This is a genomic window from Pseudomonas sp. NBRC 111140, assembly GCF_001320885.1.
GTDB classification, from domain to species: Bacteria; Pseudomonadota; Gammaproteobacteria; order Pseudomonadales; family Pseudomonadaceae; genus Aquipseudomonas; species Aquipseudomonas putida_P.
Genome location: NZ_BCBQ01000002.1, coordinates 59,603 through 76,601, shown reverse-complemented (window position 1 = coordinate 76,601; position 16,999 = coordinate 59,603). Strand labels below are relative to the sequence as shown.

The following is a 16,999-nucleotide window of genomic DNA, read 5'->3' as shown; positions in this document are numbered from 1 at the left end:
ACCCAAACAACGGAGTATCACCATGACACAGGTATTCAAAGGCACCGCGCTCATCACAGGCGCCTCCACCGGCATCGGTTCGATTTACGCAGAGCGGCTGGCACGCCGCGGCTATGACCTGGTGCTGGTGGCACGCAACCGGGAGCGCCTGAACGCATTGGCCGGCCGGCTCACCAGCGAAACCCGACAGAACGTGGAAGTGTTCCCGGCAGACCTGGCCAATGCCGATGACCTGGCCAAGGTCGAACGCAAGTTGCGCGAAGACGCCAGCATCAGCGTGCTGATAAACAATGCCGGCATCGGCACCCATACCAGCCTGCTGGACAGCGATGTCGAGCGCATGGCCGAAATGATCACCCTCAACGTTACCGCCCTCACCCGCCTGACCTATGCGGCTGTACCTGGTTTTGTCGCTCGCGGGCAAGGTGCGGTCATCAACATCTCGTCCGTCGTCAGCCTGGCGCCAGAGCTGCTCAACGGCGTCTACGGCGGCAGCAAGGCCTATGTCACCGCCTTTACCCAAGCGTTGAACAAGGAACTGGCGGGCAAGGGCGTGAAGGTACAGGCGGTACTGCCTGGGGCCACCGCCACTGATTTCTGGCAAATCGGCGGCTTGCCGGTTGAAAACCTCGACCCCGCCATCGTGATGTCGGCCCAGGACCTGGTGGACGGCGCGCTGCAGGACTTCGACAACGGCGTGCTGATCTCCCTTCCATCACTGCACGACCTGCAAGCTTTCGACCAGTACGAAGCTGGCCGACAGGCCCTGTTCGGCTTGCTGTCCAGCAACCAGTTGGCGCCGCGTTACAGCGTTGAGTAAGGGCTGGCGTGGAGCGCTGGGACCTTGCCGCCAGCGCTTCATGCAACTTTCATTTCAAGAGAGAAAGTCTTGCGCTATTCAAGCTGTTTATCGACTCAATCAAAACGCATAGCCTGAACCCACTTTTCCAATCCCCAATGAGGTAGCGCCAATGAAGGCCGTCGTTTACACCCAGCCTGGGTTGCCGATCCAGGACCCACAGTCGCTGTACGACACACAACTGCCCACACCGAAACCTGGCGCCCGAGACCTTCTGGTTGAAGTCAGGGCCATCGCCGTCAACCCGGTCGATACCAAGATCCGTGCAAGCCGTGGTGGAGAGCAACCACAGGTCCTCGGCTGGGATGCGGTCGGCGTTGTCCGCGAAGTCGGCCCAGAAGTAACGTTGTTCCGGCCCGGCGACGAAGTTTTCTATGCCGGCGCCATCGACCGCCCTGGCAGCTACAGCGAATTCCATGTGGTGGACGAGCGTATCGTCGGGCACAAGCCCCGCAGCCTGGACAACGCCAATGCCGCTGCCCTGCCCCTGACCTCCATTACCGCCTGGGAGCTGCTGTTCGACCGCCTGGGCGTTGAAGAAAACGGCGGCCAGGGCCAGAGCCTTCTGGTGATCGGTGCCGCTGGCGGGGTTGGCTCGATCCTGGTGCAGCTCGCCAGCAAGCTCACCCAGCTGACCGTCATCGGCACCGCTTCAAGGCCTGAAACCCAAGCGTGGGTCAAAGCACTGGGGGCTCATCATGTCATCGACCACACCGAATCGATCCCCCTGCAACTGGAAACGCTCAAGCTTGACCCGGTCGACCATGTGATCAGCCTGACGCACACCGACACCTACCTCACCCAGCTGATCGAAGTGCTTCGCCCACAAGGCAAGCTGGCACTGATCGACGACCCGGCGCAACTGGATGTGGTGCCGCTCAAGCGCAAGTCGCTGTCCCTGCACTGGGAGCTGATGTTCACGCGCTCGCTGTACAAGACCGAGGACATGATCAAGCAGCATCAACTGCTCGAGCGCGTTTCGCAGCTGGTCGATGAGGGCGTGCTGAAGACGACCCTCGGCGAGCACTACGGCACGATCAGCGCCGAGCACCTCAAACGTGCCCACGCCATGATCGAGAGTGGAAAAGCACGTGGCAAGATCGTTCTGGAAGGCTTCTGATCGTGTGTTGACTCACCTTGCTTGAGCCTGCCAGCCGGTTTGCCGCTGCGTACCCTGTGCTGATCGGCTGCGCCCTGCAAAAACGTTGGAGGCAATTGGGCAAAAATCGGTTTCCTTTCTAGTATGAAGGCGTTGCAGCATTGTTGTTGCGTGTCCCGACGCCTCTCGACAAGGAACCGAGAATGCCCATACCCGTCGTTGCCCGTCATTGCCTGCCCATGCTGCTGGCCCTGACCAGCCTTTGTGCCTATGCCGAACAGGAGATACCGGCCGAGGGCACACAGCCGATCCGTGTACTGCTCGCCGCCGAGCTGGAAACCACCCTGTCCAGCCAGATGAACGGCACGCTGGGCGAATTGAAAACCAGCTTCGGTGAACGGGTGGCCAAGGGCGCGACCCTGGCCCGCTTCAACTGCAGCGAAGCCCAGGCACGGGGCAAGGTGGCGGTGGCCGAACTGGCCATGGCCCGGCAGAACCTGGAGGCCAAGAAGCAGCTGCGCAAGCTGGATGCCGTGGGCGATATCGAAGTGGCCGCCGCCAACACCGAAGTGCAGAAAGCCGACGGGGCGCGGGCCATGGGCGAGGCACAGATGAGTTACTGCCAGGTACAAGCGCCGTTCTCCGGCCATGTCGCCAAGGTCTACGTCAAGCCTTACCAGACGGTCAGCGCTGGCACGCCACTGTTCGACCTGGTCAGTGATGGCGCCTTGAAAGTGCGCTTGAATGTGCCCTCCAGCCAACTGAAGACACTCAGCCCCGGCCAAGCGCTGCAAGTGCAGGTGCATGAAACCGGCAAGACCTACCCGGCGAAAGTCAGTGTGATCAACGCCAGGGTCGACGCGGTGGCTCAGACCGTAGAACTGGAAGCACGCTTCGACCAGCCGTTCCCTGAGTTGATGGCGGGCATGAGCGGCACGGCGCGGTTCGCGCCATGACCATGAACCAGCCATTGCCCCACCCCCAGCTGTTGCTGCAACTGGACGCCTTGCGCGACAAGGCCATGACCGCCGAGTCGTTGAATGCCCTGGCCTTCAGTATGGCCAACGACCTTTACCCGCTACTGCCGTTTCACCAAGCGCTGGTATTCAGGCAGGCCAAGGGGGCGCTCGAGCTGCTGTGCGTATCGGGCCTGGCGCGCCCCAGCGAAGACTCGCCCTACCTGGTCTGGCTCAAGCGCTCCAGCCGCTGGCTGGCTGAGCAGTTGACCGATCGAACACCTGCGTGGCTGACCCAGACCACGGCCACGCCCCCGCCAGACATTGCCGAAGGCTGGTCGGAATGGTGGCCGTCTGGCCTGCTCTGCGTGCCGCTGCATACGCAAGAAGGTGAACGCCTGGGCGTGCTGGTGCTGTTGCTCGAAGAAGCCCCGCCCGCTGCGCTGTACCAGCACCTGGACGGTCTGACCCGTACCTGGGCTTACTGCTGGAGCGCCCTGACCCGCCGCCAGCGCCTCGGCCGCTGGCGCCCCAGCCGCCGCCAGGTGCTGCTGGTCGCGCTGCTGTTCGGCGCCCTGCTGCTGGTGCCCGTGCGCCAGACTGCACTGGCGCCGGCGCAAATCGTTTCGCGCCAGGCGCAGATCGTCACTTCACCGATCGATGGGGTGATCAACCAGGTACAGGTACGCCCCAACCAACCGGTCGAGGCCGGTACACCCTTGTTCGCCCTGGACGAAACCACCCTGCGAAGCCGCGCCGATGTGCTCGGCAAAGAAGTTGCAGTGGCCGATGCCGAGCTTGTGGCCGCCAGCCAGCGCGCCTTCGACAACCCGCAAAGCAAGGGCGAACTGACCTTGCTGCAAGGCCGGGCCCAGCAGCGGCGCGCGGAGCTTGCCGCCGTACAGGCGCAGCTCAAGCGTACCCAGGTGCTGGCACCACGGGCCGGCGTGGCGGTATTCAGTGACCCCAACGACTGGCTCGGCAAACCTGTCTCGACCGGCGAACGGATCATGCAAGTCGCCGACCCTGCGCAACCGGCGATGCAGATTCAACTCGCCGTGGCCGATGCCATCGCCCTGGAGCCGGGTGCAGAAGTCACCCTGTTCCTCACCGCCTACCCGCTCAGCCCGCTCAAAGGCAAAGTCCTTGAAACCAGCTACCAGGCCAGGCCTGCCGACGATGGCGTGGTGGCCTACCGCCTGCTGGCCAGCATCGACGAGCATGCCGCGCATGCCCGCCTTGGCCTGCATGGCACAGCCAAGCTCTACGGCGACCGGGTGATACTCGGCTATTACCTGCTGCGCCGACCGTTGGCCAGCCTGCGGGCTTGGAGCGGCTGGTGATGCTCGATCCCGCCGACCTGCCATTGCCGCCGCTGCGCGAAGACCTGCGCCTGTGCGAAGCGGCCGACAACCGCGACGGCGAGCCTGCCTGGATGATCCACGACACGGTCATCAACCGCTTCTACCGCATCGGTTGGCTGGAATTCGAATGCCTGCTGCGCTGGGGCCAGTCGCCCCGCCAGATCAGCGCCCAAGTGTCACGCGACAGCGCACTGAACCCGGATGTGGAACAGGTGCTGGAGCTGCGTGCGTTTCTCGAACAACACCACTTGCTGCGCCCCGGCAGCGAGCAACTGGGCCGGCTGCAGGCGCAGAGCGAAGCGCGCACCTGGTCAAGCTGGCGCTGGTGGCTGCACCACTACCTGTTCTTTCGCATCCCGCTGCTGCGCCCGCAAGTGGCGCTGCAGCATTTGGCCAAAGCCCTGGGCTGGCTGTTCCACCCACTGACCGGCCTGTCGGTGGTCGCGCTGAGCTTGCTGGGCATCATCCTGGTGATGCAACAGTGGGACAGCTTCACCCATGCGGTGGTGGAGTCGTTCTCCAGCGAAGGGCTGTTGAGCTTCGCCCTGGCGCTGATCGTCGCCAAGACCTTGCATGAGCTGGGCCATGCATTGGTGGCCACACGCCTGGGGTTGCGGGTCGGGCACATGGGCGTGGCCTTTCTCGTGCTGTGGCCCATGCTGTACACCGATACCGGCGAAAGCTGGAAGCTCAAACGTCCCCGCCAGCGACTGGCGATCGCCTCGGCAGGCATCGCCACCGAACTGTCCCTGGCGGGCCTTGCAACCTTGGGCTGGGCGCTATGTGACGACGGCCCGCTGCGCAATGCCCTGCTGTACCTGGCGACCACCAGCTGGGTGTTGTCACTGGCGCTCAACGCCAGCCCGTTCATGCGCTTCGACGGCTATTTCATCCTCAGCGACCTGCTCGACTTTCCCAACCTGCACGAACGCGCTTCCGCGTTGGCACGGGTTGCCCTGCGGCGCAACCTATTGGGGCTGCAGGAAGCGTGGCCAGAGCCGTTCCCTGTCGGGCAACGTCGGTTGCTGGTGGCATTCGCCTTCGCCACCTGGTTGTACCGCCTGGTGCTGTTTCTGGGTATCGCCGTGGCGGTGTACCTGTTCTTCTTCAAACTGCTGGGGATCGTTCTGTTCATGGTTGAAATCGCCTGGTTCATTGCCTTGCCGGTGAAGCGCGAGCTGAACCATTGGTGGCAGCAACGTACACGCATCCCGGGGCGGCGCAAGCAACTGTTCTACCTGGGCCTGGGGTTGGCCGTGCTGGCGCTGGCGATCCCTTGGCACAGCCAGGTGGATGCCGTAGGGGTGGCCCGCGCCGAGCATCAACTGCGGGTCTACACGCCCTACCCAGCGCGCCTGCAAACCCTGCGTGAACAGGGCCCGGTCAAGGCCGGCGAAGTGCTGGCAGTGCTCGACGAACCCGACCTGGACTCACGCCTGCGCAGCAGCGAAGCCACCGCCCGCAGTTATCAGGCACGCCTGTCCGGCCTGCTGGCCGACCCGGCCGGGCTGAGCGTGGACGCGGCCACCCAGCAACGCCTGAGTGTGCAAAACGAAGAGGCGCGTGCCGCACGCAACGAAATCGCCCGGCTTAACCTGCAAGCGCCGTTCGCAGGCACCTGGTTGGACCACGACCAGGACTTGCGCCCCGGCCAGTGGGTCAGTCGCCAGGAGCCCCTGGGCATCCTGATCGACCCCAGCCGTTGGCAGATCGATGCCTATGTGGCGCAGGACCAGGTTCACCACCTGGCCGTCGGCAACCCCGTACTGTTCTATCCCGAGGGGCAGGCCAGCGCCTTGCGCGGCAAGGTCCTGGCCATCGGCAGCACGCGCGCCAGCCAGCTGGCCCACCGCATGCTGTCTTCGCACTTCGGCGGGCCGGTACCAACCGGCTCGCAACCGCTGGTGCCCAACAACGCCATGTTCCAAGTACTGATCGCACTGGACGAGCCTCCTGCAAGCCTGCACGAGATGCGTGGCAGGCTGAAGATCGAAGGGCAGCGGCGCAGCGTACTAGGGGAACTGGGCACCTGGCTGGCGTCGGTAGTGTTGCGCGAAAGCGGCTTCTGAACGACCGCACCGGCCATGCTTGCACCAGAATGGGAAGCGACTACGCTTGCTGAGATCCCGATTCTGGTGACGTTTCTGCGAGCAGGTATTCATCATGGACATGAAGAACAGAGCCGGTATCGGCGCTACCTTGCGCCCCCGGTCACAAACCCTGGCCCTCGAACAACGGATTCTGTTCGACGGTGCAGCCGCTGCCGCTGTCGACCAGCAGCACAGCGACCCCGGTCACGCCGAGGCCAAGGACACCAGCCACCCCGCCCCCACCGCCAGTGAAGCGCAAACCACCGCCGCACCCGCCGCCCAACCGCGCAACCTGGTGGTGGTCGACGCCCGCGTGGAAAACCGCGACCAGCTCGTCGCCAGCCTGCCGGCCGGCACCACCGCACTGGTCGTGGACGCAGGCCAGGACGCCATCGCGGCCATCAGCAATACCCTGGCGCAACTGGGCAAGGTCGATTCCATTCAGGTGTTCTCCCACGGCGCCGCTGGCCAGTTCACCCTGGGCAACCAGGTGTTCACCCAGCAATCCGTCGAGCAACTGGGCGAGCGCCTCAGCGCATGGCGCGGCGAACTCAATGCCGGGGCCGACATCCAGCTGTACGGCTGCGACGTCGGCGCCGGCAGCAGCGGCCAGGCGCTGGTTGACGAACTGGCGCGCTGGACCGGCGCCGATGTCGGCGCCTCGAACAATGCCACCGGCAGCCAATTGGCCGGTGGCGACTGGCGCCTGGAAGTGCGCAGCGGCGACGTGGACAAGACCATCGCCCTGGCCGCCTCCACGCTGACCAGCTTCCAGGGCCTGCTGGCCGATGCCAGCCCCACCGCAAGCCTTGGCAGCGGTGGCGCCGAAGTGCAGCTGGGCGAACAATTCACCTTTACCGTCAGCTTCACCAACCCCTCGACCCAGGAAGGCTACGCCCCTTATCTCGACCTGTTCATGCCCGCCACTGGCCGTGACGGCAACGATGGCGCCACATTCGTGTCCGCTACCTATCTGGGACAGGCAGTGAACAGCTTCGTGATCACCTTCGATGCCAACGGCAATGCCAGCCACCCGCTGGCCAAGGATGCCAGTGGCAATGCACTGGTAATCAATGCCGCCAGTGTCGGCATGAAGCCCGGTGACCAGATGGTGGTGCTGCAACTGCCTTACGCCAGCGTGACCAATGGCCAGCCCAGCATCGACATCCAGGTCACCGGGCTGTTGAGCAACCTGGCCGATACCAGTTACTCCGATGGCGCGCCCAACCTCACCATCAATGCCAGGGCCGGTTTCGAGTACGGCAACGACTCGCTGAACAACCCGGTTCAGGACCCAAGCCTGGTCGAAGCCTCGCTGCACAGCTTCATCATCACCCCCACCCTGCTCAAGGTCACGCAAACGGTCAACATGCCCGAAGGCGAAACCGTCACCGGCCCCAACTACACCCGCACCCAGACGGTCACCGTGACCCCGGCCCCCGGCCAGACCCTGACCAACGTCACCGTGACCCAGACGGTGCCCGATCAGGTCCATGTCAGCGCCATCACCCCAGGCCCCGGCGGCACGCTGACGTCGGTCACCCTGCACGACGGCACGGTGCTGACCGACCCCGCGCTGATCGCAGCAGCGTTGGCCAACCCCAACGCCTTCGTGGCCAGCTATGCCATTCACTACGACAGCCTGAGCGCCGCCAGCGAAACCCAGGTGAGCTTCTATGTGCCGGAAATCGACGCCAATGGCCGCCCAGTGCTCGACCCGACTACCGGCAACCCGGTCACCATCAATTTCGGGACCGCCAGCGTCACAGGCGGCTGGAACCCGCTCGACCCGCGCGACCGCCCGCTGGACCCGGACGGCTACCCGTTCAGTGAAACCGGCAATGGCCAGGGCGTGACCTTCGTCGCCAAGTCGATCACCTTGCTCAAGCAAGTCGACCTGCAGAACGACGTCGGCAGCGTCGGCCTCACCCCCGGCGACACCCTGCGCTACACCATGGACGTGGCCATTTCCGACTTCTTCGCCTTCGGCGAAAACATCCTCGAGCAAGGCCAGTTCACCGTCACCGACCAGCTTGGCGACGGCTTGACGTTCAGCTCAGCCAACCCACCCACCCTGCTGCTGCAGGGCAACGGCACGTCGTTGAGCATCGCCCTGGTCTTTACCCAGACGGTGAACGCCGACGGCAGCACCACCTTGGTGTTCGACATTGCCGAATCCATTCGCCAGGCAATCGCCGGCCCCGGCGTGGCGGCCTTGTTCGGTGACCTCTACGACGATACCGAACAGAACGGCGCTACCGGCCTGCGCATCGTCTATGACGCTACTGTCGACACCACCTACACCACCGACCACCCGCCCCACGACCAACTCAACGAAGGCGACAGCGTGGGCAACAATGCCATCGTGGCCGCTACTGTGCTGCGCGATGCGTTGAACATCGGCGGCACCCAGACGGATGGTTCCAGCACCCTCAGCACCATCGAAACCTCCAACGTCGATATCGAGCTCACCCAGGTCAACGGCGGTAACCCGCCCGCCAACGGTGAGCTGCGCCCAGGCGATGTGGTGACTTTCACCATCAGCTACGATTTGCTGATAGCCGACTACGAGAATTTCAAGCTTACCGCCTACCTGCCGCTGCCATTGCTGGATGCCAGCGGCATCAGCTGGAGCTTCGGCACCGGTGTCGGGCAATGGAGCATCGGCAGCGGCAACACCATTCTGGACGTGCCGGACAGCGTCACCACCGGCCCCGGCAACTCCATCGTCTTCGACTTCGGCAACTACGCCTCCGGCGGCCTCAATGGCGGCACGGTGCAAGTGCGCTTCACCATGGTGGTCGGCGACCAGCCGTTCGCCGACCAGCGTGAACTCGACGTGCTGGCGCAATCGAGCCAGACCACCACGGTGGACAAAACCGTGCTCGTCTCCTCGGACGTGGCGGTGATCGAGTCGGTGGCCGAACCGGTGCTGGACATCAAGCACGGGGTTGTCTCCAGCAGCAACGGCACGGTCACCGGCACCACGGGCAGCTGGAACGCACCCGGCACCAGCGGCGTGCCGTTCGGCGGCAGCGTCACCAGCCTGGCGGCGGTGGACGGCAACGTCAGTGGCATCGACGGCGCCGACACCCTGCGCCTGGCCACCGCCCTCAAGAACACCGGTGGCGGCGGTGCCTACGATGTCAGCACCAGCATCACCCTGCCCACCGGGCTTGCCTTTGTCGGTGGCAGCCTGGCGGCGGCCAACCTGCAAATCTACCGTGGCGACGGCACCTTGCTGGTGGCCGGCACCGACTACAGCGTCAACGGCAGCACCATCACGTTCCTCGACGCCAATGGCCAGGCCACCCTCCTGGCTGGCCGTGCAGGCACCGCCAGCGACTTGTCCGGTGCCAACGTTGTGGTCATCACCTACGACGTCACTGTCAACGACGCGATCCTCGCCTCCAGCACCCTGCAAAGCAGCGCAGCGCTGACCAACTACGCCAGCGTCAATGGCGGCCAGGACTTCACCCCAACCGACCTGGTGGAAGTCGCCAACCAGCAGGTCGCCGCCCCTGGCATCAGCAAGACCTACCAGAACGGCAGCCTCAGCGACGATGATTCCAGTGCCGCGCACACCACCGGCAGCAACCTGGTGGTCGGCGAAAGCATGACCTACGACATCGTCATCACCTTGCCCGAAGGCGTGACCAGCAACCTGCGCCTCAACGACCTGATCCCGCCCGGCCTGCGCCTGGACCCACGCTTCAATGGCAACCTCGGCTACCAGCTGATTACCACGGTGGCCGGCAGCGCGGCGCTGACCGCAGACTTCAATGGCAGCGTCAGTATCAACCCGCTCACGCCGGACGGCAGTGACGGTGCCGACCTGCAACTGGTGTTCAGCAGTGCCGGTGCCAACGCCGACAACGTAACCGGCAACAACAGCTTCGTCATCCGCCTGGTACTGGTGGCCAGCAACGTGACTGGCAACCAGCAAGGCACCACGCTGAACAACGGGGCGCAACTGGTATACAGCGACCCCGACGGCGATACCCCCAATGGCGCCACGCCGGTAGAGCGCAACGTGGTCAGCGCACAGCAACCGAGCGTCACCATCGTCGAGCCGACGCTGACGGTGACGCAACAGATCACCTCTACGCCGGTGTTCGGAGGTTACGAAGACGGCGACGTGGTCACCTTCGAGATCGTCATCACCAACACTTCGGGTACCAACGCCTTCGATATCAGCCTGCTCGACGGCCTGCCCACCGAACTCTCTGGCGTCAGCATTATCGGCATTACCTACAGCGGTGGTGCGACCAACAATGGCGGCGCGGACTTCATCATCCAGGGTGGCCAACTGATCAGCGTCAGCGGGGCCAATATCGACATCGCCAACGGCGGTCGTATCGTGCTGCAACTGACCGGCACCGTGAACGCCACGGCAGCCGGTGAAGCGGCCTTTGCCAACGCCGTGGAGGTGCGCTGGACCAGCCTTGACGGCAGCAGCAATGCGATCGACACCGTCAATGGCGAACGCAGTGGCGAAGATGGCCTGCTCAATGGCGGCAGCCTGAACGATTACCGGCTGGCATCGTTGCTCACCTTCCAGGTCAGCAACGGCGTGCGCATCTCTCGGGTAGGCGGCGTCACCGACACGCCCCCCGCCACCAACAGCAGCGGCGTGACCGACACCAGCGGTGTTTCCGAGACGGTGGTGGTCGGTGAAATCGTGCGCTATCGCGTGGCTGTGCTGGTGCCCACCGGCGACAACCCTGACTACCAGATCCGCATCGAACTCGCCGCTGGCCTGGAGTTCATTCCCGCCAGCCTCAACAACATCCTCATCGCCTTCCTGTCCAACACCCCTGCCGGCCTGACCACCGATGCCACCAACCTGATCAGCAGCGGCACCTTGAGCATGCCGGGCAACGAGCTCAGCGATGTGGCGCAAGGCATCAACCCAGATCTGTCCGGCGCCGTACCGACCGGGGTGTTCGACATCAACAATGGGCGGCTGGTCATTACCACCCATGCAGATGGCAGCCAGACCGTCACGTTCAGCCTGGGCAACCTGATCAACAACGAAATCAACGACCCCGATGTCGAAGGCGTGGTGCTGGAATTCAACGTGCGCGTCAGCAACGTGGCCAGCAACCAGGCCGGTGCCAACCTGGGCGTGTCGGCCCACGAACACGTCGGCCTCAACGGCGGCGTGGACAGGGGCAAGAGCGACACCCTGTTCGAGCGGGTGGTCGAGCCCAGCTTCGTCAACCTGGACAAATCGGTCATCGACGTCAGCCCAGGCAACGGCACCACCAACGCCACGGTTTCGGTAAGCTTCACCCAGAACGGTGACGTGCCCGCCTACAACACTCACCTGGCCGACCAGTTCCCCAACGGCAGCAACTACCAGGTACAAAGCATTCTGCTCAACGGCGCGGCGCTGGACCTGGCCAACCTGCCGGCAGGCGTCAGCTTCAGCGACGGTACGGGGATTTCACTGGACTTCGATCGCCTGGCGCCAGGCGACACCGTGCAGGTGATCTACACGGTCACCCTGCCCAACGTCACCATCGCCGACAATGCTGCCAGTTCTGCGGTACTGACCTGGACCAGCCTGCCCACCGACTTCGAGAACAACGGCTGGGGCGGCTCGCTGCCCGCCATCGCCGGTGGCGCCACCGGTGAGCGCAACGGCCAGGACGGCGCCAACGGCCTGAACAACTACGTGCTCAGCGAAGGGGCTGGCATGGGGGTGATCCAAGGCACGCTATGGGACGACACCCGCAGCGCCACCGACAGCGTCACCCCCGATGGCCCAGGCCTGGACGGCATCGACGTGACCCTGACCTGGGCCGGTGACGACGGCCAGTTCGGCACCGCTGACGATCGCACCTTCACCACCGTTACCGCCAATGGCGGTTTGTACCAGTTCGCCCTGTTGCCCTCGGGCAGCTACCTGGTGGCCGTGGCGCAAGACCATCAAGCAGCGGCGAACAACAACTTCCGGTTACGCATCGACAGCGATACCGGCACTGCGGCGAGCGGGCTTGGCGGCATCAACCTGGCCTTGGGCGAAGGCTCGACTGGCACCGCCGATGCCGGCTACGTGCACCTGAACGAAGCCCCGGTCAACACCGTGGCCGACCAACAGGGGCTGGAAGACACGGTGCTGCACCTCACGGGGCTGGCCATCAGCGACGTGGACGTGAATGCTGGCAATGCCGACGGGGTCATGACCATTACCCTGTCGGTACTCCACGGGGTGCTCTGGCAAAGCGCCACCCCACCGGCAGCCAACGCTACACCACCGGCCGGTGCCGGACGCAGCCTGGTACTGACTGGCACCCTGGCCGAGTTGAACGCACTGCTCGCGCAGCTTTATTACAAAGGCGACCAGGACTTCAACACCGCACGCACCGCCGAAACCCTGACCATGGTCACCAACGACCAGGGCAACTACGGCGACCACCCGCTCAACGGCGACGGTATCCCTGGGCAAAACCCGGTCGATGCCCTGACCGACACCGACGTGATGAACATCATCATCACCCCGGTCAACGACGCGCCCATCGCCAACGCCGACCTGGCGATCGCGGTGGAGGCCGGCGGTTTCAACAACGGCGACCCGGGCGTGAACCCGACTGGCAACGTGCTGCTCAACGACACCGACGTCGATATCCAGACCAACGGCGACGTGCTTACCGTCACCCGCATTGCCAACAACCTCACACCAGGGGGTGTGGCGGTGGGCGACAATCTCGTCACAGTCTTGCAGGGCCTCTACGGCACCTTGGTCATGCGGCCCAATGGGGGCTTCCAGTACATCGTCGACAACGACAACCCCGCTGTGCAGGCGCTGCGCACCGCTGGCCAGTTCATCAGCGAGTTCTTCAGCTACGACATCGTCGACACCGGCGGCCTGGGCAGCAGCGCGGTGCTGCAGATCAACATCCACGGTGCCAACGACACGCCGATCGCCCACGGCGACGTCGCCACTGCCATCGAAGCCGGGGGCACCAACAACAGCACACCGGGCCAGGACGCAGTCGGCAACGTGCTGGACAACGACACTGACGTGGACTCCCCAGCGCTGGGCGAAACCAAGCATGTCACCACCCTACGTTTCGACGGCCCGGGCGGCGGGCGCATCATCCCCCTGCCCAGCGGTGGGTCGACCACCATGGTGGCCAATTTTGGCACCCTGACCCTCAACACCGACGGCAGTTACCGCTACGTGGTCGACAACAACAACGCTGCCGTCCAGGCGCTGTCCCCCGGCCAGACCTTGGTCGAACAGTTCAGCTACCAGATGGCCGATACTGATGGCCTCAGTTCCATCAGCGTGCTGGTTATCACCATCCAGGGTGCCAATGATGCGCCGGTGGCCGTGGACGACCATGGCACCGCCACTGCCGGTGCCAGCGATGGCAGCCCAGCACCGGTCAATGCCAGTGGCAACGTGATCACCGGCAACGGTGGCGTGGGCGCAGACACCGACGTCGACAACCTTGACCAGCCAACCGCCACCCAGCTCAAGGTCGACGGTGTGCGCAGTGGCCTGGAAAGCACCGGGGGTGCACTCACCCCGGTCGGCGCCGGCAGCCCCGCAGCCATCGACGGCAGCGTGGCCCGGCTGGCCGACAACAGCCTGATCAGCGGCAACTTCGGTCAGCTCATCCTCAACCAGGACGGCACCTACACCTTCGTCGTCAACAGTGCCGACCCTGCCATACGTGCCTTGGCGGCCGGGCAAAGCCTCGACGTGATCTTTACCTACCAGATCCACGACAGCGGCGGGCTGACGGACCAGGCGCAGCTGGTGATCACCGTCACCGGGGTCAACGACCCACCCGTGGTCAACGCCGTCAACATCGACGCCATCGAAGCCGGCGGCCTGAACAACGCCATCGCCGGCGTCGATCCCAGCGGCAACATCAGTGCTGCCTACAGCGACCCCGACGGCGATACCCTGAGCATCAGCGGCGTGCTCAGCCCAACGGGGGTGACAGGCATTCTCGGGCAACCACTGGCGGGCAACTACGGCAGCCTGGTCCTGGATAGCCAGGGCAATTACCGCTACGTGGTAGACAACGCCAACAGCGCCGTGCAGGCCCTGCGTACCGATGCCGACCGGCTCACCGAGGTATTCCAGTACAGCGTCAGCGATGGTAACGGCAAGACCGTCACCGCCACCTTTACCGTGGTCATTCACGGTCGCAATGACACGCCGATCGCCGCCAATGACAGTGCCATCGCCGTCGAAGCCGGTGGCGTGAACAACGGCACGCCAGGCCAGGCCGGCAGCGGCAATGCCCTGGGCAATGACCTTGATGTGGACGCCGGTGACAGCAAGACGCTGGATGGTGTTTACCTGGGCACCCTCGCCGCCGGCGGTACGTTCGTCCAGGTTGGCGCGGGCGCCACGCAGGTCGCCGGTAGCTACGGCACTTTGAGCATCGATGCCAACGGCAATTACGTCTACACCGTCAACGACAGCCTGGCGGCCGTACAGGCTCTCAAGGCCGGCGAAAGCCTGGTCGAAACCTTCAGCTACCGCATGCACGACACCGAAGGTGCCAGCTCCCAGGCACAAATCACCATCACCATCGAAGGGCGCTACGACACCCCCGTGGCCCATGATGACCTGGCGTACGCGGTGGCCACCGATGACGATGGCAATGGCGGGCGCAACCCCACCGGCAATGTGCTGAACAACGACACTGACGTGGATGCCAATGACAGCAAGACCGTCACCGCCGTGGGTGTGGGCGAGGAAAGCAGCAACCCGACGCTCGACCCGCTGACCGGCAGCGCCACCGTCACCACCAACTATGGCACCCTGACCCTCAATGCCGACGGCAGTTACCGCTTCGTGGTCAACTCCAGCGACCCGGACATCATCGCACTCGGCCCGTTGGGCTTCGTCATCCAGCGCTACACCTACCAGGTCACCGACGGCGGCGGCCTGAGCGACACCGCGACCCTCTTCGTGCTCATCCGCGGTGAAAACCAGCCACCGGTGGCCAACCCTGACCAGGGCCTGGCCATCGAAGCCGGCGGCCTGGACAACGCCATCCCCGGCAGCAACCCGTCCGGCAACGTGATGGACAACGACAGCGACCCCGACACCATCAACATCATCGTGCCGGAAACCCTCGAAGTGCTGGCGTTCTGGAGCGGCGACGGGCCATTGCCAGGTAGCCCCACCGCAGTCGGGCAAACGTTGCGCGGCCAGTACGGCGACCTGACCCTGAACGCCGACGGCAGCTGGAGCTACGTGCTCGACAACAGCCTGGCGACGGTGCAGGCACTGCGTGTCAGCGGCCAAACCCTGGTGGACAACTTCACCTACCTGCTCACCGACCTCTGGGGCGGCACCGCCAACGGCCTGCTGAGCATTACCATCGACGGCCGCAACGACGTCCCGGTAGCCCACGATGACACCGCCATCGCCGTGGAAGCCGGCGGTGTGAACAATACCGGCGCGGGGGTAGACCCGCGCGGCAACGTGCTGGACAACGACACCGACGTGGACGGCGTGCAGTACGGTGAGAGCAAGACCGTGCTGCAGTACAGCGCCGAAAACGGCCAGACCGCCAGCGCAGGCCAGCTGCTGCAAGGCCTGTATGGCACCCTGCTGATCAGTGCTGACGGCAGTTACCAATACCTGGTCGACAACACCAACCCCATCGTGCAGGCCATGCGCAGTGCGAACGAAACATTACGCGAAGTGTTCACCTACCGCATGCGCGATACCGCTGGCGCCACCTCCGAGGCACGTCTGAGCGTGACCGTCCAGGGGGCCAACGACAACCCTGTGGCCCGCGATGACAGCAACACTGCCAGTGACCAGGTACCAGCGCCGCACACCAGCGGTAACGTGCTGCCCAACGACAGCGACGTGGACGGCGGCGATAGCCTGACCGTCACGGGTATCCGCAGCGGCCAGGAAGGCGCCAGTGGCACTGCCGGTGTCATTGGCCAGCCCATCGCCGGCCGCTACGGCACCCTGGTGCTCAATGCCGACGGCAGCTACACCTACACCATCGACCTGAGCAACCGCGAGGTGCTGGCGGCGGCGGGCCTGGGGCAAGTGCTCCAGGACTATTTCACCTACACCGTCAGCGACCTGGCCGGTGCAACCGACCAGGCCCAGCTGACCATCACCCTGGATATTTCCACGCCTTACATTCCACCGGGGCCGTACCTGGACCGCGACAGCCAGGAAAGGTTGGGCGGCTTGCCGCTGCCGGAGGTTACGCCAGCGATCTACGTCACGCCGGTGGTGGAACAGATCAACCAGTCCCTGACCCTGTCGGCCTGGGGAGCCGATGGCAGCAACGTGCAATTGTTCGCCACACCCGAAATCGAAAGCCAGTCCCTCGGCGCCCAGCTTGGCCTGGTCAACGGCCAGTTCGTCGCCAAGGCAGTGGCCGCCAGCCGGTTGGCCAGCGAGGAGGACAAGGACTGGGTCGACGGCCGCCAGGGCGTCATCAGCCTGAGTGCCGATGGCCTGTTGCCAGACCCGTCACTGTGGGCACCTCTGCCTCGTGACATGGCGCCTGAACAACGCGCGCAGCCGGCGAACGGCTTCCGCGCACAATTGCGCGAAGCCGCGCAGCGTCGCGGTAGCAACGCACCATGACGCCGATGTCTCATCACGGATTGAACAAGGA

Annotated in this window: 6 protein-coding genes; all 6 read left to right on the top strand. The window is 64.5% G+C overall.

Going from position 1 to position 16,999, the window contains the following annotated elements; genetic code table 11:
• The first annotated feature begins 22 nt into the window (after positions 1-22).
• The 6 genes from APH42_RS01000 to APH42_RS00975 all read left to right on the top strand — a co-directional run bounded on the left by APH42_RS01000 (position 23) and on the right by APH42_RS00975 (position 16,968).
• The gene (locus APH42_RS01000; RefSeq protein ID WP_012272692.1) at positions 23-820 is read left to right on the top strand and encodes an SDR family oxidoreductase; all 798 of its coding nucleotides are present in this window, start codon (positions 23-25) and stop codon (positions 818-820) included.
• 151 nt (positions 821-971) lie between these two features.
• Positions 972-1,979, top strand: a complete 1,008-nt coding sequence (locus APH42_RS00995; RefSeq protein WP_060492487.1) for a zinc-binding alcohol dehydrogenase family protein — start codon at positions 972-974, stop codon at positions 1,977-1,979.
• A 182-nt stretch (positions 1,980-2,161) separates the two neighbouring features.
• Entirely contained in the window at positions 2,162-2,914 is a 753-nt protein-coding gene (locus APH42_RS00990; protein ID WP_012272694.1) for an efflux RND transporter periplasmic adaptor subunit, read from the top strand.
• Positions 2,911-4,257 (top strand): efflux RND transporter periplasmic adaptor subunit, encoded by a 1,347-nt coding sequence (locus APH42_RS00985; RefSeq protein ID WP_012272695.1) that lies wholly within the window; start codon positions 2,911-2,913, stop codon positions 4,255-4,257. Before APH42_RS00990 ends, APH42_RS00985 begins: the two co-directional genes overlap by 4 nt.
• Entirely contained in the window at positions 4,257-6,347 is a 2,091-nt protein-coding gene (locus APH42_RS00980) for an HlyD family efflux transporter periplasmic adaptor subunit (RefSeq protein WP_060492486.1), read from the top strand. Before APH42_RS00985 ends, APH42_RS00980 begins: the two co-directional genes overlap by 1 nt.
• A 94-nt stretch (positions 6,348-6,441) precedes the next feature.
• Positions 6,442-16,968, top strand: coding sequence for a VCBS domain-containing protein (locus tag APH42_RS00975; protein WP_060492485.1), 10,527 nt, complete (start codon positions 6,442-6,444; stop codon positions 16,966-16,968).
• Positions 16,969-16,999 lie beyond the last annotated feature (31 nt).